Below are 24015 nucleotides of genomic sequence, written 5' to 3' on the forward strand. Positions count from 1 at the left end.
TTAATGTTTGATAATATTTTAGAACAACAAAAAATTCAAAAAGCACAAGAATTAAAAAAGCTAGGAATTAATCCATATCCACATTTTTTGAAAAAAGAAATGAGTATAGTTGAATATAAAAATAAATTTACATACATTAAAGATACGGAAAATCAGCGTGATGAAAAAGTATATGGAGTGTTAGCAGGAAGATTAAAACTTCTTAGAATAGCTGGTAAATCGGTATTTGCTAATATAGAAGATGAGCAAGATAATATTCAAATTTATTTTAATCAAAATATTTTAGGAGAAGAATATTTTGCTATTTTAAAAAAATATCTTGAAGTAGGAGATATTGTTTTGGTTAAAGGTTTTCCTTTTATGACTAAAACAGGAGAATTTAGTCTTCATGTAGAGCAAATTCAAATAGCTACAAAAGCCATAGTGCCTTTACCGGAAAAATATCATGGACTGACAGATATTGAGCAAAGATATAGAAAAAGATATCTTGATATGATTATGAATAGTGAAGTAAGAAAAGATTTTATTTTGCGTTCTAAAATTGTTTCTTACATTAGATCTTTTTTTGATAATAAAGGATTTTTAGAGGTTGAAACACCAATGATGCATCCTATTGCAGGAGGAGCAAATGCAAAGCCTTTTGTGACTTATCATAATGCTTTAGGCGTGGAAAGATTTTTAAGAATTGCTCCAGAATTATATCTAAAGCGTTTGATTGTAGGTGGTTTTGAGGCAGTTTATGAGATTAATAGGTGTTTTAGAAATGAAGGAATGGATTTAACGCATAATCCTGAATTTACTACAATCGAGTTTTATTGGGCTTATCACAATTATCATGATTTAATGGACTTAACAGAAGAGCTTTTTGCTATGCTTTTGGATAAATTAAATTTAGGTAAAAAGCTCGAATTTGATGAAAAAATAATTGATTTTTCCAAACCATTTGAAAGAATTACTTATAAAGATGCTTTGAAAAAATATGGCGGTTTAGATGATGAGCTTATTAATAATAAAGAATTAATCTTAGAAAAATTAAAAAAAGATGGTTTTGAAGCCAATGAAAAATTAGAATTAGGTCATTTACAAGCTGAACTTTTTGATAATTATGTTGAAGATAAGTTGATTAATCCCACTTTTGTAATAGATTTTCCTATTTCTATAAGTCCTTTGTCTAGAAGGAGTGATAAGGATAAGGATATTGCTGAAAGATTTGAATTGTTTATCGCGGGTAGAGAGATTGCTAATGGATTTAATGAACTTAATGATCCGCTAGATCAATATGAGAGATTCTTAAAGCAAATTGAAGCTAAAAATGCAGGTGATGAGGAAGCATGTGAAATGGATGAAGATTTTGTTAATGCATTGGGCTATGCTATGGCACCAACTGCAGGTCAAGGCATAGGAATAGATAGGCTAGTTATGCTTTTAATTAATAAAAAATCAATTCGTGATGTAGTGCTTTTCCCAGCTATGAGGCCACTTAAAAATGAGGTAAAAGGAGAGTAAATGTTGGAAAATTTTGATAAAGAAATTTTTGATTTAACCCAAAAGGAGCTAGCAAGACAATGTGATGGTCTTGAAATGATAGCGAGTGAGAATTTCACTATACCAGAAGTAATGGAAGTAATGGGGAGTATTTTAACAAATAAATATGCAGAAGGCTATCCTGGTAAAAGATATTATGGTGGATGCGAATTTGTTGATGAAATTGAGACAATTGCTATAGAAAGATGTAAAAAACTTTTTAATTGTAATTTTGCCAATGTACAGCCTAATTCAGGTTCTCAAGCAAATCAAGGTGTATATATGGCATTGTTAAATCCTGGTGATAGAATTTTGGGTATGGATTTAAGTCACGGAGGACATTTAACTCACGGTTCTAAAGTAAGTTCTTCTGGAAAAGTTTATGAAAGTTTTTTTTATGGGGTAGAGCTTGATGGGAGAATTAATTATGATAAAGTTAGAGAGATAGCAAAAGAAGTTAAGCCAAAACTTATTGTTTGTGGTGCTAGTGCTTATCCTAGAGTGATTGATTTTGCTAAATTTAGAGAAATAGCAGATGAGGTTGGCGCATATTTATTTGCTGATGTTGCGCATATTGCAGGATTGGTTGTAGCAGGTGAGCATCCTAGCCCGTTTCCCTATGCTCATGTTGTAAGCTCTACAACACATAAAACTTTAAGAGGTCCAAGAGGTGGGATTATTATGAGTAACGATGAAGAAATTGCCAAAAAAATCAATTCTGCAATTTTTCCGGGTATTCAAGGTGGTCCATTAATGCATGTAATTGCCGCCAAAGCTGTTGGATTTAAATATAACTTAAGTGATGAGTGGAAAATTTATGCTAAGCAAATCATTAAAAATACTGCTACCTTGGCTCAAGTTCTAATAGATAGAAAATATGATTTAGTTAGCGGTGGTACTGATAATCATTTAATTTTATTAAGCTTTTTAAATAAAGATTTTAGTGGTAAAGATGCGGATTTAGCTTTAGAAAGAGCAGGTATTACAGCAAATAAAAATACGGTTCCAGGGGAAACTAGAAGTCCATTTGTAACGAGTGGTTTAAGACTTGGAACAGCAGCTTTAACAGCAAGAGGTTTTAAAGAGGAGCAAATTGCTATTGTTGCAAATTATATAGCTGATATTTTAGATGATATACAAAATACAAAACTACAAGAAGAGATTAAAGTTAAACTGAAAAATTTGGCAAGTAATTTTATTATTTATGAAAGGGCTTTATTTTGATTACAACTATGGATTTGGCTTTAATTAAAATGGTTACAAGCCATTATTATATTAAGCGTAATGCTATAATTAACAAATATGAGCATAAAGGTAGAATTTTTTTTGATAAATTCGAAAAAGTAAATGCTCCTTTGACAGCTAATGTTATACAAGAACATATGGAAAAAAAGATTATTGTAGCACACTCTTTGATTAATAGTTTTGATAAGGTTGAAAATATTGTATTTGATTACAATGGTTTTAACGCAGAGCGTTTTTGGCATAGAGCACAGCTTGTTTTAAGGGAAGAAGGTTTTATAAATTTTACTGCCTATAAAACAAGAACTAATAATCATTTGCATTTGTATATCCATAAAGGACATACTACTTTTAATGAAGCATGCTCTTTGGGATCAAAATTATCTTTGCTTTTTTCTCAAAAAATGCCTGTAGAGTGGAAAGTTTTTCCTAGTATGGATATACCTAAGGAATTTAATATTTTAACTTTACCTTATGAGGTTTATCAAAAAGAGCGTGGCGCTTCTTGGTCTAAACATATGTAATTTTTGAAAGGATGAAAAATGGAAGAAAACAACAAAAATGAATTTGATGATATTATCTTGCAAAAAAGCAATAAAAGTGAAAAACTTAAAAAAATTTTACTCAGATCGATTATTTTAATTATTGTGTTTTTGGTAGTAATGATAGCAATGAAGTTAATTAATGATCCAGGCGAGGAAAAATCACTACAAATGCCATCAGAGCCGCAAGAGCAAGCTTCTTATGAAAATAATTTTAATTCTTTGCCTATTACAGATAATACTAAAGAAGAGGATGAATTTGAAGCTTTAGCTAGAAAACTGAAAGAAGAAAGTTCATTGGCTGATGCAAATAATACCATAGAGGAAAAGCAAGAAGTTCCAAGCAATAGTGTATTAGATCAAATTACATCAACAGAACCAAAAGAAGAACCAGCTAAGGTGGAAGAAAAACAAGAAGAGATTAAGCCTGTAGAAAAATCTATAGAAAAACCAATTCAAAAACCTTCTGAAAAATCAAAAACTAATGTTGTTGAAAAGCCAAAAACCCCAGAGCAAAGCAATGCAAATGAATTGTTTGAGAGTATAAAAACCCCAAGTATTCAAACACAACTTCCTGCAGGTGCTTATATTCAAGTTTTTTCTTTAAATAGTCTTGATCCTAAATCAAAAGAATTAAATATACTTAAAGAAAATGGATATGAATATAAAATTTACAAAACAACAGTAAATGGCAAAGAACTTACAAAAGTTTTAGTTGGGCCTTATAAAGAAAGCGAATTAAAAGCTGAATTGGAAAAGGTGCGTTCTAAAATCGCAAAAGGTGCTTTTACTTTTAGAGTAAAATGAAAATTTTCACAGTTATAGGTGATCCTATTGTGCATTCTAAATCTCCAAGAATGCACAATAATGCTTTACAAGTTCTTAAAAAAGACGCAATATATACAAGATACCATTTAAAAAATAAAGCAAAATTAAAAGAAATTGTTCAAAAATTTGATGGAGCAAATATTACTATACCTTTTAAAGAAGAAGCGTATAAAATTGCAGATTTTTGTGATGAAAGTGTTAAGCAAATAGGATCTGCCAATACTTTAATAAACAAAGATGGTAAAATTTATGCTTGCAATACAGATTATTTGGGATTTTTAAAAGCAATTGAAAATTTTTTTTCTATTAAAAATGCTTTGATTTTAGGTGCTGGTGGCACCGCTAAAGCTTTAGCTCATGCTTTAAAATCTATAAATATTGAAGTTGCAATAGCAAATCGCTCTAGTGTTAGATTTAAAAATTTAAATAATTATCCATGTTTTTTATATGATCAACTTGATTTAAATACACAATTTGATTTGATAATAAATACGACTAGTGTGGGTTTACATGATGAAAGTTTACCTTGTGAAGAAAGGATTTTAAAAAATATTTTTCAAAAAGCTAAGTATGCTTTTGATGTTATTTATAGTAGAGAAACATCTTTTTTAAAGTTGGCACGAGAAAATGGATTAAAAATAAAAGATGGCACGCAAATGCTTTTATGGCAAGGTGTTTTTGCTTTTGAGCTATTTTTAGAGTGTCAAAAAACAGAAGAAATTTATAAAGCCATGGAGATGGCTTTAAAACTTCCTTAGTGACTAAACCAAGATTTGATTTTGTCAAACAAGCTTTCTTGTTCTATAAAAGCTTCCTCATTTTCTAAGCCAAAGCTTTTTTCAAGTTGCAATAGTAGATTTTTTTGTTCATCAGTAAGTGTTTTTGGAAATTTTATTTCAATTTGTACAATATGCGAACCAAGTTTTCCATTGTGAATATTTTTAACACCTTCATTAGCTAATTCAAATTTTTGTTTATCTTTTGCACCCACTGGAAGTTTAAGATCAGCTTCTCCTCTTATGGTGGAAATTTTAATTGTCTTTCCAAGAGCAGCTTGGGTAAAAAATACAGGTACTATGGTATATATATCATCATCATGTCTAATAAATTTATTATCATCTTCTACAACGATTTTGATATACAAATCACCTCTTTGAGAAGAATTTGGAAGCTTATTTGCTTTGTTTTGCACTCTAAGACTCATACCACTATCAATACCTTCTGGTATATCAAGTTCTATATGATCTTTTATTTCTTCATAACCATTTCCATGGCATGTCTTACACTTATTTTTTATTATTTTCCCACTGCCCTTACAATGATCACAAGTTTGTACAAAAGTCATAAAACCTTGTCTAACACCAACTTGTCCTTTTCCTCCACAATGAGAACAAATATCTTCTTTTCCATTTTCTGATCCACTACCATTGCATATTTTACAAAATGTTTTATAGGTAAAATCAATTTCTTTTTTGCAGCCAAAAACAGCCTCTTTGAAGCTAATCTTTACCGCTATTTTTAAATCATGTGGATATTTATTTCCTCTTTCTTTTTTACGCGTTGAGTTTCCAAAACCAAATCCATCTCCAAAAAAACTTGAAAATATATCCCCTAAATCAACATCTCCAAAACCACCAAAACCACCGGTTTGTCCTTTTAATCCTTCTTTGCCGTATCTATCATATATACTTCGCTTTTCATCATTGCTAAGTACTTCATAAGCTTCATTGACAAGTTTAAATTTTTCTTCAGCTTCTTTATCTCCTTGATTTCTATCAGGATGATATTTTAATGCCATTTTTCTATAAGCTTTTTTTATAGTTTCTTTATCTGAAGTTTGAGAAATTTCTAATATTTCATAATAATTAAGTTCCACTTTTTTCCTCTCTTGAAAAATTAATATTATAATTTTAGCAAAAAAATAAATGAATAGTTAAATTATGTGTTATAATATTAAGTTTGTAACATATTTTCACTAATAAGGGGTAGAGATGATTAATGTTTTAATGATCGAAGATGATCCAGATTTTGCAGAGTTTTTAGCAGAATATTTGGCCCAATTTAATATCAAAGTTACTAATTATGAAGATCCGTATTTGGGAATGAGTGCTGGTATAAAAAATTATGATTGTTTAATTCTTGATTTAACTTTACCTGGACTTGATGGTCTTGAAGTTTGTCGCGAAATAAGAGAAAAATATAGTATTCCTATTATTATTTCTTCAGCTAGAAGCGATTTAAGTGATAAAATTGTAGGACTTCAAATAGGTGCGGATGATTATTTGCCAAAGCCTTACGATCCTAAAGAAATGCATGCAAGAATTATGAGTTTAATCCGTCGTTCAAAACGCGTAAATGAAACTCCTGAAAAAATAATCAATTCAGCTTTTAAAATTGATGAAAAAAGACATGAGATTAGTTACAATGAAGAGGTTTTAATTTTAACTCCTGCTGAATATGAAATTTTAAGTTATATGATAAGACAACATGGATTTTCAGTTAGCAGAGAGCAGCTTGTGTATCACTGCAAAAGCTTAAAAGATAAAGATTCTAAAAGTTTAGATGTAATTATTGGTAGGCTTAGAACTAAGATCGGCGATAGTTCGAAGGCACCAAAGCATATTTTTTCAGTTAGAGGGATAGGATATAAATTAATAGGATGAAAGTAACTATTAATCTTAAGATTACCGTTCTTTTTGCAACGGCTTTTTTGTTTGTTTGTGCTTTGTTTGTGCTCTTGGGTAAGGTTCAGGTTGATTCTTATTTAACCAATGAGCAAAATAGACAAAAAGAAATTGTAGAAAAAATTATATATAATTTAGAAAGAAAAGAAGGTTTTTCAATTCATGATTATCTTCTTTCTAAGTCTTTTAAAATAGTTGAAAATGAACGCAGTGCAAAACATATAGTTGCAAAAGGTGAAAAGGTGCTTAAGGTTAATTCTGCTTACGGTAGTTTTTCTTCTATTATTTACCATAATCAAATTTTTTTTTATGTTGAACAAGTTAATTTAAAGCAGCTTTATGAGCTAAATGCATCTACGCGTTTAGAGTATTTGTTTTTACTAAGTTTCTTTTTTAGTTTGATTTTGATTATATTTTTATATTTTTCTGTTTTAAGATCTTTAATGCCTTTAAAAATTTTAAAAAAGAAAATTAAAAATATTAGTGCTGGAAAAATAGAACCTTTATCCGAATATTCACAAATTAATGATGAGATTTCAGAAATTTCTTTTGAATTTGATCATGCTATTAATAAAATACAAGAATTAGTAAAATCAAGACAATTTTTTTTAAGAATGATTATGCATGAACTTAAAACACCTATTGGAAAAGGTAGGATAGTTTGTGAGATGCTAGACAATCAAAAACAAAAAGACCGCTTAGTAGCGATTTTTGAAAGACTTGAATTATTGATTGATGAATTTGGTAAAATTGAAAAAGTTTTATCTAGAAATTGCCAACTAAATTTGCAAACTTATCATTTGAGCTTAATTTTAGAGCAGGCTGAAGATTATCTCATGAGAGATGATTTTTATCAAAAAGTTAAGATTTCTTACAAAGAAGATACTATGATTGTTGCTGATTTAGAACTTTTTTCCTTAATGCTTAAAAATTTGATTGATAATGCTATTAAATATTCTGACGATAAAGCTTGTGAGATTATATGTTCAGGGGACTATGTAATTGTTAGAAATAAAGGGGTTCAACTTAAAAAAACTTTTGATTATTATTTGAAACCTTTTGTAAGAGAACAAAATACTCAAGTTGAAGGTATGGGATTGGGGCTTTATATTATCAATAATATTTGCAATCTTCATGGTTATAATTTAACTTATAGTTATGAAGATGGTTATCATATTTTTAAGATTGTTTTTTCAAGGTTAAAATGACTTGAAAGATTTAGAAAAATTTAATGAATTGGTAAATGCATTTTCTGCATTGCCTACTATCGGTAAAAAGTCTGCATTAAGACTTGCTTATCATGTTTGTATAAAAGATCCTTTGCTAGGTTCTAAACTTGCTTATAGTATTGAAGAATCCATTAGAGGGATTAAAAAATGTATACAATGCGGGGCTTTAAGTGAAAATGAATTATGTGAAGTTTGTTCTGATATAGAAAGAAATAATAATATTATTTGTATAGTGCAAGATCCTAAAGATGTATTAATTTTAGAAGATAGTAAAAGCTATGATGGGCTTTATTTTGTACTAGAAAATACCAACGAAGAAAATATTACTAAATTAAGAGTAATGATTGAAAATAAAAATACTAAAGAAATTTTTTTCGCTTTTACTCAAGGCTTAAATTCAGACGCTGTAATTTTTTTTATAGAGGAAAAATTAAAGGATTTAAATTTGAGTTTTTCCCAAATAGCCCAAGGTATTCCAAGCGGTGTTAGTTTGGAAAATGTCGATTTTATATCTTTACATAAGGCTATTAATCATAGAACTAAACTTGATTGATATATTTTTTAAGTAAAATTATCCATTCATTTTTGCTAATGTCATTTATAATTTCATCGGCAAAATCGCAATTTTTAACTCTATTTTTGGTAAAAAGTAAAATTTTATTTTGTGAATTTTGTATTTTATACTCATGTAGTATTTGAGTAAAATGTAAAATATCGAACTTTATGACTTCATAATCAACCAAAATTAATCTAAAATTTAATTTTAAAGCGTTCTTAAAATCACTTAGGCTATCTACGATTTGATTATTTGAGCAAAATTGATTGGTTATATTTAAAATTAGATTATTTTCAAAACTAGAAGATTTAAAAATCAATACATTGTATAAATTTGCTATTTGATAACTTTCTTCTTTAAAATTTGTACTTAAAAAATTGATAAGATCTTTGACATTGACATCTACAAATGTGTAGTTTAGCGTATTTTTTATTTTCTTCTTTGAAATAATAAAGGAATATTTTTTTTCTACTTTTTGAAAATCATCAAAAATTTCACTACTAATGCCTATATCTAATAAAATACATTGTAATAAAAAATTTTCAATCATATCATCATTTACAATGCATGCGTGGATATTCTTAAAAATAATATTTTTTGTTTTTGTATTTATTTGATATTTTTTTAAAATCGGTTTTAGTGCAATGGAATTTTCTAATCCCATATAGTTAAAACTTTGAATAAGATATTGCAAGTTTTTTTGTAAAAGTTTGTTTTGTATTTTTTGATCTTGCAATTGTTTTTGCGTTAGCTCAAATGATGTTTTTAATTTTTCTTTTAGATCTATTAAAGAGGTTGAACTTGATATTTTTAAAAATTTTTCTATTTCTTGAATAATGATATTATCTTTTTTAAGTTTTTGATTTTTTATGATTAAATAAATACATGTAGCGATAAATATTAAAATACTAATAGAGGTATAAATATAGAATAATTTTTGATCAATTGGATATAAAAAATAATAATTGAAAAAACATAAAATCAAAGTTAAAGAACTAATAAAAAATATCATAAATTTTCCTTAATTATTTTGGCTATTTTTATATTAGAAAGTGATTTTAATTCATTAAAATCGGCTTTACTGATTTTATCAAAACTACCATAATAATCTAAAAATTTTTTAATATAACCTTGAGAGATTCCAAGTTGTATCAGCTTAGAGCTTTGTAGGTCCTGTTTTCTTTTTGTTTTTTGGTGAAAACTAATTGCGAAGCGATGTGCCTCATCGCGTAATTTTTGTAAAAATTGCAATTTTTTATCATCGGTAGAAAGTTGAATTTTTCCTTCTTGAGTATAAATTTTATCTTTTGCACTTCCTTTTGCTCTATAAGCTTTAGCATCTATTTTTTCTTTAGATATAGCTAAAATATCCACATTTGCTCCAGAACTTTTAATAATATCATTTGCTAGTTTCAATAAGGCATTCCCACCATCAATCAGCCATAAATCAGGCGGTGGATTTTTATCAAAGGATAAAGCTCTTTTACTAAGGATTTGAAGCATTTGATCATAATCATTTTTATAAGATAAATGATAGTGTCTATAAGAGCTTTTATCAAATTTCCCATCTTTGAAGGTTACTAAAGCACCTACAATTGCATCACCTTGCATATGAGAATTATCAAAAATTTCTATATGATTGGGATAATTTTGCAGATTGAAAAAATCTTTTAATTCTTTTAAAAATAAATAATTTTCATTTTTTAAATGCTTTTGTATGTTTATTTTTGCATTTTCTAGAGCAAGCTCACACAGGGATTTTTTTTCACCAAGTTTTGGCGATTTAAGGTAAAATCTTCTAGAAAATCTCTCGCTGAGTAGATCTTGCAGTAGCTTCATGTCTTCAAAATCTTTGTGTGTATAAATACGAGTTGATTTTATTGGAGATTCTTGTGTGTAATTTTCTAGAATATATTGTTTATAAATTGCATTTAAGTCAAATTCGTTTTGATTATTAAGAGCTAGTATTTTATGGTTTGAACTAATGATTTTACCATTATTTATTACAAAACGCACCATGGAGAGTATGTTTTCTTCGCAATAAATAGCATAAATATCAAAATCTTCTAATTTTGCAAGGTCTATTTGTATTTTTACACTTAAATCTTCAATTGTTTTAATTTGATCCCTTATAAGAGCTGCTTCTTCGTAGTTTTCACTCTTTGCGTATTCAAGCATTTTATTTTCTAAATTTTTTGTTAAAGATAAGGGATTTAAAAGAGCTTGTGTGGCTTTTTGGATAATTTTTTCATATTCTTGTTTAGAGATTTTTTGCTCGCACGGACCTTTGCAACGCTTAATCTGATAAAAAAGACAAAGTTCTTTGCAAGATTTCTTTTGTCTTAGCTCAAAAGATAAATATAAAGCATTTAAAAGCTCTTTTGCGCCTTTAAAAAATGGACCAAAGTATTTTATTTTATTTTTTTTGATGATTTTTCTTGTAATTTCAAATCTTGGAAAATCTTCATTTAAGTCTATATAAATATAAGGGTAGGTTTTATCATCTCTTAATAATATATTGTATTTTGGGTGTAATTGTTTTATAAAAGAATTTTCTAGTATTAAAGCATCAGCCTCGCTTTTTGTGGTAATAAATTCTAAATGATGTGTTTGGCTAATCATCTTTTGAATTCTTAAACTATTGCTAGGATTTGGGCAAAGTTTTGGAGTGAAATTAAAATAACTTCTAACGCGGTTTTTTAAATTCTTGGCTTTACCTACATATAAAAGCTTACCTTGTATATCAAAATACTGATACACGCCAGGTAAATTAGGTAAGGTTTTGAGTTCATTTTCAAGCATTTTTTATAAGCTTTCGTAGTTCTTCAAATTTATTATATAAAATAGGATTTTCAAAATGGTTTTTAAAATTTCCATTAGAAAGTTCTAGATGAGTTTTTTTATGTGCGCTAAAAGTATTGTTTTTGGATATAAAGTTTTTGTCGCTAAGTATTTTTATATTTTCCACTTTTGCAAAATTACTCATTGGCTTAGCTAAAATATAGTTTTTTATGAGACTTTTAATCATTTTTTTGGTATTATCGTGATTAAGCTCCATATATGCAATGTGGTGTTTAACTAAAATAATCAAAGTATTATTTTTTATAAAGAGTTTAGTAATCATTTGTTGGTGATTATGGTTAAATAGTTTTAAAAACTCTTTATATTGCAAAAGTGCTTTTAAAGGTCTATAATGTTTATATTTTTCAGAATTAGCAAATATATCAATAACATCACGACTTGTTTTAATATCATTTTTAACTTCCATTTAATTATTGTAACATTTTTTTTATTAATATTTTTAAGTGCATGTGGTTATAAAGCTGCTCCATTTTATGAGATAAAAGATAATAATGGCAGTGTAAAGGAAATAAAAAAATTCCAATCTTTGGAGAGTGAAATATGAACAGAATATTTTTTTTACTTTGTTTTGGTGCTAGTTTTTTACTAGCAAATCAAAATCATGAATTAAATTTAGCTTTTAGTGTTTTAGGTGTAAGTGTTTTAATAATTTTTGTATTGGGGTATTATTTTATAGCAGCGGAAGAAAAATATCATATCAATAAAACTAAACCTGCTTTATTTATAGGAACATTTTCTTTTATTGTCATTGGTATATATATGGTAGTAAATGATTTAGACACGCAAATACTTGAAGAAAGCGTTAATCATCTTATCTTGGAAATCGCACAAATTGTGTTTTTCTTAATAGCAGCAATGACTTTTATAGAAGCATTAATAGAAAGATCGGTTTTTGAAACTTTAAAATATAAGCTTGTAAGCAAGGGTTATACTTATAGAAAATTATTTTGGCTAACAGGAATTTTGGCTTTTTTTATCTCTCCGATTGCAGATAATCTTACAACGGCTTTGATTTTATCCACTGTGCTTTTAACTATAGATAAACATAATAAAGAATTTTTAATCCCAGGCGCTATAAATATTGTAGTAGCAGCTAATGCTGGCGGAGCTTGGTCGCCATTTGGTGATATTACTACTTTGATGGTTTGGACGGCAAAAAAAGCTACTTTTTTTGAATTTTTTGCTCTTTTTCCTGCTTCTTTTATTGGATGGTTTCTTACGGCTTATTTGCTATCGCGTTATGTGCCTGATGTTGAGCCAAATTTTCATAAAGATAATCTAGAAAAAGTTGAAATTAAGCCAGGTGGTAAAGTATTTATTGTGCTTGGTTTTTTAACTATCGCTTTAGCAGTTTTTATCCATAGTATTTGCGATTTGCCTGCAATGTGGGGTATGATTTTTGGTCTTTCTTTGCTCAGCTTATATATGTATTTTTTCAATAGAAAACAAGGTAAAAAAGATTTGAATATTTTTCATTATATGACGCGTATTGAAATGGATACTTTATTATTTTTCTTTGGAATTTTATCTGCTGTGGGCGCTTTACATTTTGTTGGATGGCTTGCTTATGCTTCCGATCTTTATACAAAATTTGGAGCTACTAGTATTAATATAAGCGTAGGATTTTTATCTGCTATTGTAGATAATGTTCCAGTTATGAGTGCGGTATTAAAAGCTAATCCAAGTATGGATGATACTCAATGGCTTTTAGTAACTCTTACAGCAGGAATTGGAGGATCATTAATAAGCTTTGGCTCAGCAGCTGGTGTGGGGGTAATGGGAAAAATGAAAGGAATTTATACTTTTAATTCTCATTTAAAATATGCATGGACGATTTTAGTTGGATATATAGTATCTATTATAGTTTGGTATATACAATTTCAATTGTTAAATTTATAAAGGAGTTAGATGAAAAAAGCAGATATTTTGGTTTTGGACTTTGGTTCGCAATATACACAGCTCATTGCAAGAAGATTAAGAGAGCAGGGCGTATATGCAGAAATTTTACCTTTTAATGTAAGTTTAGATGAAATTAAAATTAAAGAGCCTAAGGGTATTATTTTAAGCGGTGGACCGGCTAGTGTATATGCAAATGATGCTTATTTTTGTGATAAAGGTGTTTTTGATTTAAATATACCAGTTTTAGGAATTTGTTATGGTATGCAACTTATGGCACATCATTTTGGTGCAAATGTAGCTCCAGCAGGTCATAAAGAATATGGCAAAGCAACTATAGATATTCAAAATGATAGTGACTTGTTTAAAAATTTACCTAAAAAACAAACAGTATGGATGAGTCATTCTGATAAGGTAGAAAATTTACCACAAGGTTTTGAGGTTTTAGCAACAAGCGAAAATAGTCCTTTTTGTGTATTTGGAGATGAAAAGCGTAAATTTTTTGCTTTACAATTTCACCCTGAAGTTCAACATAGTGAGTTTGGAAAAAGCATCTTAAAAAATTTCGCTAAGTATGCATGTAATTGTGATAGTATATGGAATATGGGATCTTTTGCAAAAACTCAAGCGCAAAAAATTAAAGAAGAAGTAGGTAATGATAAGGTATTATGTGCTGTTAGTGGTGGGGTTGATAGCAGTGTAGTGGCTGCATTACTAGCAAGTGCGATAAAAGATCAAGTGGTAGTAGTATTTGTTGATAATGGTCTTTTAAGAAGCGGTGAAAAAGAGCAAGTTGAATATATGTTTAGACATACTTTAGGTATTGATCTAATTAGTATTGATGCTAGGGAGATTTTTTTAAGTCGCTTAGCAGGTGTTAGGGATCCTGAACAAAAGAGAAAAATTATAGGAAATACCTTTATAGAAGTTTTTGAAGAAGAAGCTAAAAAACATAAAGATGTAAAATATTTAGCACAAGGAACTTTATATACTGATATTATTGAAAGTTCGGTTGTAGGAGCTAGTAAAACCATAAAATCTCATCATAATGTGGGTGGGTTACCTGAAAAGATGAATTTAAAACTTATTGAACCTCTAAAAGAAATTTTTAAAGATGAGGTAAGAGCTTTAGGAATAGAACTTGGCTTGAGTAAAGATGTAGTTTATCGTCATCCTTTTCCAGGTCCAGGGCTTGCTATACGCATTATGGGTGAAGTAAATGAGCCTAGTTTGGAGCTTTTGAGAAAAGCTGATGTGATTTTGATTGAAGAATTAAAAAGCAGTGGTTGGTATGATAAAACATGGCAGGCTTTTTGCGTGCTTTTAAATGTGCAAAGTGTTGGCGTAATGGGAGATAATAGGACTTATGATAATGCAGTTTGTGTGCGTGTGGTGAATGCAAGTGATGGTATGACAGCTACTTTTTCTCATTTACCTTATGAGTTACTAGAAAATATTTCACGCCGTATTATTAATGAAGTAGAAGGAATTAATCGTGTGGTGTATGATATTTCTAGTAAGCCGCCAGCGACTATTGAATGGGAATAGTTATTTAGTGCAAAAATAAACAAAAGCAGGAGGGAGATTTTGCCAAATGATAGGTGAAATTTCTACCTTGCTAAAAGTAGTAAAAAGTTTTTTCTTAAAAGCTCTTCCTTTTGGCGTGGGCAGTATATATGCAAATGTTGCAAAGCAACCATTTTCCTCTAAAACTTCATGAATGGACTTTAATAATAAATCTTGTTCTTTGGAATTTAATAAAGCCCAAGGAATTCCAGAAATAATTAAGTCCGCGTTGTTGATTGCTCTTTTTTCTAACATATCAGGTAGAAATTCCGCTGATCTAATTTCTAAATCTATATTTTTTATATTTTGTTGTAGTTTTTTTGCCATATGTGGATTAATTTCAACTGCAAAAAATCTTGCATCATGATTTTTTTGCTTAAGGATATATTTGGTAAAACTTCCTGTTCCAGGTCCTATTTCAATAATATTTTTTGCATGTTGGACATGAGAGGTTATGAGTTTGCTTAGTTTTTTTGAGCTTGCACAAAATGCTCCTGTTTGCTTTGGATTTTTAAAGTATTGATATAAAAACATAGATTAAATACCTAAGATAGTTATTTTTAATAAATTTTAAAATATTATTGTAAATTTATGAAAACAAAGTTAAAATAAGAATTTAATTTTTCTTTAGATCAAGGATTTGGATATGCATGGAAAAATAATGGTTTATGTGGATGGTACTGGAAGAGGAACAGTAATTAATCTTGCAAAAACATTTTTTGAATTTAACAAACATGCTTGGCACGATAAAAGAAGCATGCCAACGGTTGGTATGTTTGTTGAGTTTAGATCCGATGGAAAGCATATTACAGATTTAAGACCTTCTAAATTTCAAGAATTTGGAGATAATGATTTTATCAAAGAAAGAGATTTTTGGAAAACAGATAGTGATGATGAATTGGAGGATTTAAGACTAACAAGGCGTGATGCTTATGTTCAAGAGCTTTATAGAGAAACTGATTATGATAATCTTGATAAGATTACTCTAAATTTGACTATCCCACAAGCCATTCAAAGGTATTTTTATAATGAAACACTATCAATCAATGCTGTGAAAGATATTAATACAGATGAGGTGCCATATATTATAGATTTTTTTGCTATGAAGCGTTTTTTACATAAAGCTTTGGATACTTTGCTTTTTTCAGATAATACCATTAACCAAGCTGACTTTTCTGCTATGAAAAATATTATAGTACATCTTGAAATGGCTTATAAAGATATGAAAGATAAACAAAAACATATCAACATGGAGCGTTTGTATGATGAGGTCTTTTTGTCTCATCAATGTCATTATCAAGCCCTTCTTGCTTCGATCGACAATAGGAAAAATAGAAAATTAGCACTTGATCGCCAAATGAGTACTTTGATTACAGATATTAAATCAAAACAAGCGAGAATAGAAACAGAAAGTGGCAAAAAACGACAAGAATTTGAAGAAATGATACAAAGTAAAAAACAAAAGCTTGTTGAAATAAAAAATGAAGTAGATTATTTTACAAAAAGCATTGAAAAATTAGAGGCAATGAGAAAGTCTTTCTATGAAAAAAACCTTACCATTTTTAATAATAGTTTTAATATGGCTAGAGAGAAACTTTTTGAGAAAATTAAACAAGGTTTAAATATATGTGCTACAAAATTAGATATAGAAATTTGGAAAAAATCTTTAAAATCAACAAGTATAAAAAATTCTTATTTTAAAACTGCAAGCGAAATTTCTTTCTGCACTCTTTCTTTTGCTGAACTTTATTTAAATAGATTAAATAAACATGCACTAAATCCAAATGATCAATTATTGCTTTCTTATGTTAAAAAAGTAAGAAAAGAATGTGAAAAAAGTTTTTTAATAGTTACTTCCAATCCTGATTTATATGTTAATATGAAAATCCAAATTTTTGCAATGAATCCTTATTATGTTGTTAAGCATGCACCTAAAAAAGTAAATTATCAAGGATTGATGAAAAATACTGAATTTGATATAGTTTATGTAGATGAAAAAACTATTTGGGCATCTGTTGCTGATGTTATTTTAGAGGGAAAGTATTTTTTAAAAAAGGACTCTAAAACTAAATTCAAAATTTTATAAAAATCCTTTTAAACCCTATTTTTAAGTTTTCTTAGTTATAATTAGAATGCCTAAATGGTTCGATATGGTATTAAAGAGGATCCAACACATTAATTATAAGCTGTGATGTGTGATTTACCGTGTTCTGTGACTTCGTTTGAGTTTTGAAAAAAGCGAGAAGCTGCAGCCTTTAAAAATCACCTAATGGCATACTTTGACTTTTTGAGGGTCAGACACTTATACTCCGGCCATTTGGGTTTTGATATTTTAAGGAAAATAATGAAAATTTTAATATTAGGAAGCGGTGCTAGGGAATATTCTATCGCTTTGGCTCTTCAAAAAACAAATGATAATTTGGAATTTTATTTTGCACCAGGAAATGGTGCTACCGCTAAAATAGGAACAAATCTTAATATGAAAGATCCTAAGGTTATTACAGCTTATGCAAAGGCATCTGAGATTGATCTTTGCATAGTTGGAAGTGAAAATTTTCTAGCAGAGGGTATAGTAGATCTTTTTAAAGAAAATAATATTGCTATTTTTGGTCCTACTAAAGCTGCTGCTATGCTTGAAGCTTCAAAATCTTATATGAAGAGTTTTTTAAAAAAATATAAAATTAAAACAGCTAAATTTTTAAATACAACAGATTATGAGAAAGCTAAGAAATTTATTATGAGTTTAACTCCTCCTATAGTGGTAAAAGCAGATGGTTTGTGTGCGGGCAAAGGTGTGATTATTGCTCAAAGCCATGAAGAAGCTTTAGAGGCTACTAAAAATATGCTTAGCGGAGAGAGTTTTGGTGAAGCTGGTAAGATTGTTGTTATAGAAGAATATCTCAACGGATTTGAATTAAGTGTATTTGCAGTTTGTGATGGAGATGATTTTATATTGTTACCTGCTGCACAAGATCATAAAAGATTACTGGATAATGATAAGGGACCAAACACAGGAGGAATGGGTGCATATGCTCCAAGTATTTTAGCAAGTGAAAATTTATTAGAGCAAGTAAAAAAAGATATAGTAGTACCAACTCTTAAAGGTATGAAAGAAGAGGGTGCTGAATTTGTTGGAGTATTGTTTATAGGTTTGATGGTTGTAAATAATAAACCTTATGTTTTAGAATACAATGTGCGTTTTGGTGATCCTGAGTGTGAAGTTTTGATGCCTTTGATAGAAAATCCTTTGGATTTATTTTTAGCATGTGTGAATAAAAATCTTGCAAATACTCGTATAAAAATCAAAGATGAATTTGCAGTAGGTGTGGTTTGTGCAAGTAAAAACTATCCTTATAAAGATTCTCCAAAAGCATTAATTGATATAGGAGAAATTCCGCAAAATTCTCATATTTCTTATGCTGGAGTAATTTTAGAAAATAACAAACTATATGCTAGTGGTGGTCGTGTATTAGTTTGTGTAGGAATTGGAAAAAGTATTGAAGAAGCGCAAAAAAACGCTTATATGCTTTGTGATAATGTTCATTTTAAAGGAAAACAACATAGAAAAGATATTGCTTTTCAGGTTCTTAAATGAGTGCAAATCAAGAATTATTTGACAAACTAGAAAAAGAAGAGCTAAAAATAGCAAGTTTTAAAAAAAGATTTTTAGCTTATATTGTTGATAGTTTTGTGATTTTAGCTATTGTGAGTATTATTTTATTTGATAAGATTAGTTCTATGCAAACTTATGATGAAATTCACAATCTTTTAATACGTTTTGCTGGTGGAACTTTAATTTTGCAATTTACATATCATAGTTTATTTACATATTTATATGGCGCAACTTTAGGAAAAATGCTTTTGAAGATTATGGTTATTGATCAAAACTTATTAGATAAACCAAATTTCATTCAAAGTGCTTTAAGAGCAGGTGTAAGGCAAATTAGTGATATGTTGTATGGTTTGGGTTTTGCTTGGGCTTTAAGTAATATCGTTTTAAAAACTTGGCATGATTATGCGGCCAAAACAGTGGTGATAGATCTTGCGTAAAATATTACTTTCTTTGGCTTGCATAGGAAGTTTATATGCTTCCAAAGTAGATATTTATGCTTTGGATGTTGTCAAAAAAAATGATATCATAGAGGCAAAAAATAATGTAGTTGTAGTATCTGATTTTTATTTGATAACTGCAAGCGAGGCTAAATTTAATGAAACAACAAAAGATTTGGAGCTTTTTGGAGATGTTAATATCTTAAGGGGGCAAAAAGAAAGAACTAATTCTACTTATACGAAGATTAACTTAAAAGATAACACTACAGCTTTTAAAAATTTATTTTTTTCAAATAATGATTTGGAGGTTTGGCTACAATGTCATCAAGCTAAAATTGATGACAAATTTGTAATGAGTAAAAAGTCTGTTGTATCTAGTTGTAATGTTGAAAATCCTGATTGGGAAATTCGTTTTGATGAAGGCAAATTAAACAAAGAGAGTAATTTTTTACATCTTTATAATGCAAGATTATATGTAAAAAATGTTCCGGTAATGTATTTACCTTATTTTGGTTTTAGTGTAGACACTAAAAGAAAAAGCGGATTGTTAATTCCCCAAGTAGTTTTAAAACAAAGTGAGGGGCTATATTATAATCAGCCAATTTATTATGTTATTGATGATAATGTGGACATTCAATTTGAACCTCAGATTAGAACAAAAAGAGGTTATGGCTTATACTCAACTTTAAGATTTATTGATACCCCTTATTCTCAAGGTGAAATTAGCGGTGGTATTTTTGGTGAAAAATCAAGTTATAAAAGAGAAGAAAATTTAAAAAATAAAGAACACTATGGTTTAGGGGTTAAATATTCCAATGAATCTTTATTTAAAAGTCTTTTAGGTGAAGAATTTCAAGAGGGTTTATGGGTTGATGCTACTTATTTAAATGATGTTGATTATATGAATTTAAGTTCTAGTACAAAAACCGAAGCTTCTTTAGTTACTTCTAAAATAAATTATTTTTTATCAGATGATGATAATTATTATGGTGCTTATGCAAAGTATTATATAGACACTTCTAAAATTAGCAATAAAGATACTTTACAAGAATATCCATCTTTTCAATATCATAGATATTTAAATGGATTTTTTGATAATTATATACAATATAGCTTGGATGCTTCTTTTCATAGGTATTATAGACATACGGGTATTTATGCTAAAACTTTAGATTTTGATTTACCTTTAATTTATCATACGAGTTTTTTTGATGATTTTTTAAATTTTGCTTTCACAGAAAGGATATATGCAAATTTTGTAGATTATTCTAATACAGATGTTAAAAATCAAGAACATTTATTTAGAAATTCTCATAATTTTTCTTTATATACAGATCTTTCAAAGCCATATGAAAATTTTTATCATACTCTATATTTAGGGGTTAATTATTTTCTACCTGGAGCTAAATCGGGTGAAATCACTGAAGATTTTGTAGAGTTAAAAAATGATCCTGAGCAACTTAATTTTTCAATGTATCAGTATTTTTATAATACTTTAGGCAAAAAAAAATTATATCATAACTTGAAGGTTAAATACTTTACTAAAGAAGGTAGCTTTGGTGCTTTTGATAATGTTGTAGAATATTTTTACAATGATTATATAAGTTTAAGAAATGAAGCTGAATATTCTGGAGCTGATAATCGTTTTGATAAGGTTTTTAGTGAAGCTTTGTTTGATTATGGTGAATGGAAGATTAGTTTAAACCATGCTTATAGAATGTATGAGAATGAAAAATATAATTTTATAGGGACTAAAGCCCAATATGATATAAATACTAATTATCAAATTTTTGGTGGATTGTGGTTTGATTTGAACAAAGATCCTGAAAAATGGGAGATAGGTTATACTTATCAAAGAAAATGTTGGAATTATTCTTTGATGTATCGCAAAGATATTTCACCTAAACTTACAAGTGGTGGTATTAGTGCTAAAGATCAAAGTGGTGTATATTTTATGTTTAATTTTTATCCATTAGGCGGAGTATCTTATGATTTTTCTTTAGAGGAAAATGAAAGGTCGATATGATATTTTTTGAAGATGAAAAAGATGCACTTGAGAAATTATATGATATATTACCATTAAACAAACTAAAAGATTATATTATTATTACACCTTCTTTAAAATCGATAGTTTTTGTTGATACACTAGCACAAAAATTAGAAATTCCATATGATTTTTTATTTACAGAACAAATTAAAGCTCCTAATAATGATGAATGTCAAATAGCTATGATTAGTGAAACAAAGGAGTTGGTTTATAATGAGGCTTTAATTAAAGCTTTTGATATAAGTTTAGATTATATTTATGGTGAAGCCAATAGAACCTACGAAGAAAAAATTTTAAAAAATGTGTATCGTTATAGAAAAGGAAATCTTTTAAAGGATTTAAAAGGGAGAAATATTTTAATATTGCATGAAGGTTGCGAAAGTGGAATTACTGCTTCTTCATGTATTAAAAGTTTGTTAAAAGAAGAAGTAAATAGTATTGTTTATGCTACTGCTTTAATGCCAAGTGATGTATATGAATATATCGGTGTTTTTGTAGATGAGGTTTATTGTGTGCAAAAAATTGATCATTTTGTGAATATTGAGTTTTATTTTAAAAATAAAACGATTTTGCAAGCTCATGAAATTTTAGATATTTTAGAAGAAAGTAAATATTATCTTCCATTAAAGAGATAAATTTATATCTAAACAATCGGTTGTTTAGATATAAATTTATAGGCAAAACAAAAACAGGCTTTTTAAGTTTTAATTTTTAAAATTTAAAAAGCTTATTTGGTTTTTGCCTATGATGAAAATATTAAAGGAAAAATCATGCGACATGAAATAAATATTAATAATCATCTTGAAATATTTGAGACTAATAAGGTTGCAAAACAAGCAGCAGGTGCAGTTTTAATGCAAGAAAAAAATGCTGTAGTTTTGGCAACTGTTGCTAGAGAAGAAAAAATGGTAGAAGAGGATTTTTTACCTCTTACGGTACAATATATAGAAAAAGCTTATGCAGCAGGAAGAATTCCAGGTGGTTATGTAAAAAGAGAAACTAAACCAGGTGATAATGAAACTTTAAGTGCAAGGATTATAGATAGAAGTTTAAGACCTCTTTTCCCAAAAGGCTATGCCTATCCAACTCAAATTGTAGTAATGGTTCTTTCTGCTGATCCTGAAGTAGATCTGCAAGTGATGAGTTTAAATGCCGCAAGCATTGCTTTATATTTAAGTGATATTCCTATAAAAGCGCCAGTTTGTGGTGTAAGAATAGGTCGTATGAATAATGAATTTGTTTTAAATCCAAGCAATAGTGAATTAAAAAATAGCACCTTAGACCTTTATGTGGCGGGTGTTAAAGATGAGCTTTTAATGATAGAAATGAGAGCTTTAGCAAACAAACAAAATGGTCAACATTATATGAATGAGCTTAATGAGGATGATGTTTTAAAGGCTTTGGAATTTGCAGGTAATGCGATTTTGCGTGGCTCTAATGAATATGAAAGAGTTTTTGCTGCTTATAGAAAAAATTCCAAACTTGAATTTAAAATAGAAACAGATGGTGGTAAAATTGTTGATTTTATTAAAAATTCTTATATCTCAAAGCTTAAAATTGCAATTAACCAAATGGCGAAAAGTGAAAGAGCAAGTGAAATCTCACAAATAGCAAAAGAGATTGAAAATGAAGCTAGTGCTATTGAAAATGAATGGAAAATTGAAGATATTGAGAAAGCTTTATATTTGTGCAAAAGAGAGCTTGTTAGAAGTCAAATTCTTAATGAAAATAAAAGGGCAGATGGTAGAGGTTTTAAAGATGTTAGAAAGATAGATATAGAGACAAATATTCTGCCAAATGCACATGGATCGTGTCTTTTTACTAGAGGACAAACTCAAGCTTTAGTTATAGCTACTTTGGGAAGTGATAATGATGCGCAAATGTCAGATTTGTTAACAGAGAAAAATCCAATATGCGAAAAATTTATGGTAAATTATAATTTTCCAGGTTTTTCTGTAGGTGAGGCTACTCCTATAAAAGCTCCAGGTAGAAGAGAGTTAGGGCATGGAAATTTAGCAAAAAGAGCTTTACATCCTAGTATTGATACGGATTATATTCATACTATTCGTTTAGTGTCTGAAATTTTAGAAAGCAACGGTTCTAGTTCCATGGCTACTGTTTGTGGTGGTGCTTTGGCTTTAAGAGCCGCAGGGGTAAAAAGTGAAAAACTAGTGGCAGGTGTGGCAATGGGACTTGTTTTTGAAGATGAAAAATATGCTATTTTAACAGATATTATGGGTCTTGAGGATCATGATGGAGATATGGATTTTAAAGTAGCAGGGAGTTACGAGGGAATCACTGCTTTGCAGATGGATATAAAACTTGGCGGTATAGAGCAACAAGTTTTAAAAGAGGCTTTATATCAAGCAAAAGAAGCTAGGGAGCACATTTTACAATTAATGGAAGAGGCTAATCAAAACATAGTTGTTAATGAAACAATTTTACCAAAGATTGAAATTTTTAATGTAGATCCAAGTAAAATCCCTGATATTATTGGCCAAGGTGGTAAAACTATAAAAGAGATTATAGAAAAATTTGAAGTTAATATTGACTTAGATAGAGATAAAGGTGAGGTTAAAATAGCAGGAATTAATCATGATTTTATTTCTCAAAGCAAAGAATATATATTAAATTTAGTTCATTCTAAAGGTTCTAATAAAAAGCGCGATAGAAAAGAAGTGCCTAAATTTGATATCGGAGAAGAATTTATAGGAAAAGTTCAAAAAGTTGTAGAATTTGGAGTTTTTGTAGAACTTAGAGATGGCGTAGATGGTTTATTGCATAATTCTAAATTCAAGGAAAAGTTAGAAATTGGTAACGAGGTTAAGGTTAAGGTGGCAGAAATTAAAAATGGAAAAGTGTCATTGGACTTAGCTTAATCGTTTAAATTTAAGCATATTTAAGAATATGCTTAAATTTTTATTTTAGATCTTGACAAAAAAATATTCTTTTGGCATAATTTCATTTTTTGATTGTCTCGTTAGCTCAG

At 28.8% G+C, this 24015-nt stretch carries 21 protein-coding genes; 16 read left to right on the forward strand and 5 right to left on the reverse strand.

Features of this window, described 5'->3' with window-relative positions; all coding sequences use genetic code 11:
- Nucleotides 1–3 precede the first annotated feature (3 nt).
- Genes lysS through L8W69_RS07650 form a run of 5 tightly spaced genes read left to right on the forward strand, consistent with a single transcriptional unit; the run spans nt 4 to nt 4894 of the window.
- Nucleotides 4–1506, forward strand: a complete 1503-nt coding sequence (gene lysS / locus L8W69_RS07630; RefSeq protein WP_263666822.1) for a lysine--tRNA ligase — start codon at nt 4–6, stop codon at nt 1504–1506.
- The gene (locus L8W69_RS07635) at nt 1507–2748 is read left to right on the forward strand and encodes a serine hydroxymethyltransferase (protein ID WP_133319865.1); all 1242 of its coding nucleotides are present in this window, start codon (nt 1507–1509) and stop codon (nt 2746–2748) included.
- On the forward strand, nt 2745–3290 hold the full coding sequence (locus L8W69_RS07640; RefSeq protein ID WP_133319866.1) for a DUF1882 domain-containing protein: 546 nt from the start codon (nt 2745–2747) through the stop codon (nt 3288–3290). Before L8W69_RS07635 ends, L8W69_RS07640 begins: the two co-directional genes overlap by 4 nt.
- 18 nt (nt 3291–3308) lie before the next feature.
- Nucleotides 3309–4115: an SPOR domain-containing protein gene (locus tag L8W69_RS07645; protein WP_263666823.1), complete on the forward strand. Its 807-nt coding sequence runs from the start codon at nt 3309–3311 to the stop codon at nt 4113–4115.
- A complete protein-coding gene (locus tag L8W69_RS07650; RefSeq protein WP_263661662.1) occupies nt 4112–4894 on the forward strand; it encodes a shikimate dehydrogenase in 783 nt (260 codons plus the stop codon). Before L8W69_RS07645 ends, L8W69_RS07650 begins: the two co-directional genes overlap by 4 nt.
- On the opposite strand, the gene dnaJ is transcribed toward L8W69_RS07650, so the two are convergent.
- Entirely contained in the window at nt 4891–6012 is a 1122-nt protein-coding gene (gene dnaJ, locus L8W69_RS07655; protein WP_263661661.1) for a molecular chaperone DnaJ, read from the reverse strand. The genes L8W69_RS07650 and dnaJ overlap by 4 nt on opposite strands.
- Nucleotides 6013–6127: 115 nt before the next feature.
- Here dnaJ and L8W69_RS07660 point away from each other — a divergent pair, with 115 nt between their 5' ends.
- The 3 genes from L8W69_RS07660 to recR are packed head-to-tail and all read left to right on the forward strand — an operon-like array spanning nt 6128 to nt 8602.
- Nucleotides 6128–6799, forward strand: coding sequence for a response regulator transcription factor (locus L8W69_RS07660; RefSeq protein WP_066006696.1), 672 nt, complete (start codon nt 6128–6130; stop codon nt 6797–6799).
- Nucleotides 6796–8028 (forward strand): ArsS family sensor histidine kinase, encoded by a 1233-nt coding sequence (locus tag L8W69_RS07665; protein WP_220567174.1) that lies wholly within the window; start codon nt 6796–6798, stop codon nt 8026–8028. The genes L8W69_RS07660 and L8W69_RS07665 overlap by 4 nt, the downstream gene beginning before the upstream one ends.
- A 1-nt stretch (nt 8029) precedes the next feature.
- Nucleotides 8030–8602 carry a recombination mediator RecR gene (gene recR, locus L8W69_RS07670; protein ID WP_263661660.1) on the forward strand — a complete coding sequence of 191 codons (573 nt, stop codon included), beginning with the start codon at nt 8030–8032 and terminating at the stop codon, nt 8600–8602.
- On the opposite strand, the gene L8W69_RS07675 is transcribed toward recR, so the two are convergent.
- Genes L8W69_RS07675 through L8W69_RS07685 form a run of 3 tightly spaced genes read right to left on the reverse strand, consistent with a single transcriptional unit; the run spans nt 8589 to nt 11873 of the window.
- The gene (locus tag L8W69_RS07675) at nt 8589–9617 is read right to left on the reverse strand and encodes a hypothetical protein (RefSeq protein ID WP_263661659.1); all 1029 of its coding nucleotides are present in this window, start codon (nt 9615–9617) and stop codon (nt 8589–8591) included. The two genes, recR and L8W69_RS07675, sit on opposite strands and share 14 nt — an antisense overlap.
- Nucleotides 9614–11407 carry an excinuclease ABC subunit UvrC gene (gene uvrC / locus L8W69_RS07680; protein WP_263661658.1) on the reverse strand — a complete coding sequence of 598 codons (1794 nt, stop codon included), beginning with the start codon at nt 11405–11407 and terminating at the stop codon, nt 9614–9616. Before uvrC ends, L8W69_RS07675 begins: the two co-directional genes overlap by 4 nt.
- Nucleotides 11400–11873: a hypothetical protein gene (locus L8W69_RS07685; protein ID WP_263659807.1), complete on the reverse strand. Its 474-nt coding sequence runs from the start codon at nt 11871–11873 to the stop codon at nt 11400–11402. The genes uvrC and L8W69_RS07685 overlap by 8 nt, the downstream gene beginning before the upstream one ends.
- Before the next feature lie 134 nt (nt 11874–12007).
- Between L8W69_RS07685 and nhaD the strand changes: the two genes are divergently transcribed.
- Nucleotides 12008–13366, forward strand: a complete 1359-nt coding sequence (gene nhaD, locus L8W69_RS07690; RefSeq protein WP_263666824.1) for a sodium:proton antiporter NhaD — start codon at nt 12008–12010, stop codon at nt 13364–13366.
- A gap of 9 nt (nt 13367–13375) precedes the next feature.
- Nucleotides 13376–14911, forward strand: a complete 1536-nt coding sequence (guaA, locus tag L8W69_RS07695) for a glutamine-hydrolyzing GMP synthase (RefSeq protein WP_220567179.1) — start codon at nt 13376–13378, stop codon at nt 14909–14911.
- Here guaA and L8W69_RS07700 read toward each other — a convergent pair whose 3' ends face one another.
- A complete protein-coding gene (locus L8W69_RS07700) occupies nt 14912–15463 on the reverse strand; it encodes a class I SAM-dependent methyltransferase (RefSeq protein WP_133319878.1) in 552 nt (183 codons plus the stop codon).
- Nucleotides 15464–15575: 112 nt separating this feature from the next.
- On the opposite strand from L8W69_RS07700, the gene L8W69_RS07705 reads away from it, so the two are divergent.
- From L8W69_RS07705 to L8W69_RS07730, 6 genes are all read left to right on the forward strand, one after another.
- Nucleotides 15576–17015 (forward strand): hypothetical protein, encoded by a 1440-nt coding sequence (locus L8W69_RS07705; RefSeq protein ID WP_133319879.1) that lies wholly within the window; start codon nt 15576–15578, stop codon nt 17013–17015.
- 258 nt (nt 17016–17273) lie between these two features.
- Nucleotides 17274–18524, forward strand: a complete 1251-nt coding sequence (gene purD, locus L8W69_RS07710; protein WP_263660749.1) for a phosphoribosylamine--glycine ligase — start codon at nt 17274–17276, stop codon at nt 18522–18524.
- Nucleotides 18521–18979 (forward strand): RDD family protein, encoded by a 459-nt coding sequence (locus L8W69_RS07715; protein WP_133319881.1) that lies wholly within the window; start codon nt 18521–18523, stop codon nt 18977–18979. Before purD ends, L8W69_RS07715 begins: the two co-directional genes overlap by 4 nt.
- The gene (locus L8W69_RS07720; protein ID WP_263666826.1) at nt 18969–21005 is read left to right on the forward strand and encodes an LPS-assembly protein LptD; all 2037 of its coding nucleotides are present in this window, start codon (nt 18969–18971) and stop codon (nt 21003–21005) included. The genes L8W69_RS07715 and L8W69_RS07720 overlap by 11 nt, the downstream gene beginning before the upstream one ends.
- Nucleotides 21002–21661: a phosphoribosyltransferase gene (locus tag L8W69_RS07725; protein ID WP_259443367.1), complete on the forward strand. Its 660-nt coding sequence runs from the start codon at nt 21002–21004 to the stop codon at nt 21659–21661. The genes L8W69_RS07720 and L8W69_RS07725 overlap by 4 nt, the downstream gene beginning before the upstream one ends.
- A 135-nt stretch (nt 21662–21796) precedes the next feature.
- A complete protein-coding gene (locus L8W69_RS07730; RefSeq protein WP_263666825.1) occupies nt 21797–23905 on the forward strand; it encodes a polyribonucleotide nucleotidyltransferase in 2109 nt (702 codons plus the stop codon).
- Nucleotides 23906–24015 lie beyond the last annotated feature (110 nt).

Source organism: Campylobacter sp. CNRCH_2016_3089 (assembly GCF_025772505.1).
In the GTDB taxonomy this organism is placed as follows: domain Bacteria; phylum Campylobacterota; class Campylobacteria; order Campylobacterales; family Campylobacteraceae; genus Campylobacter_D; species Campylobacter_D lari_D.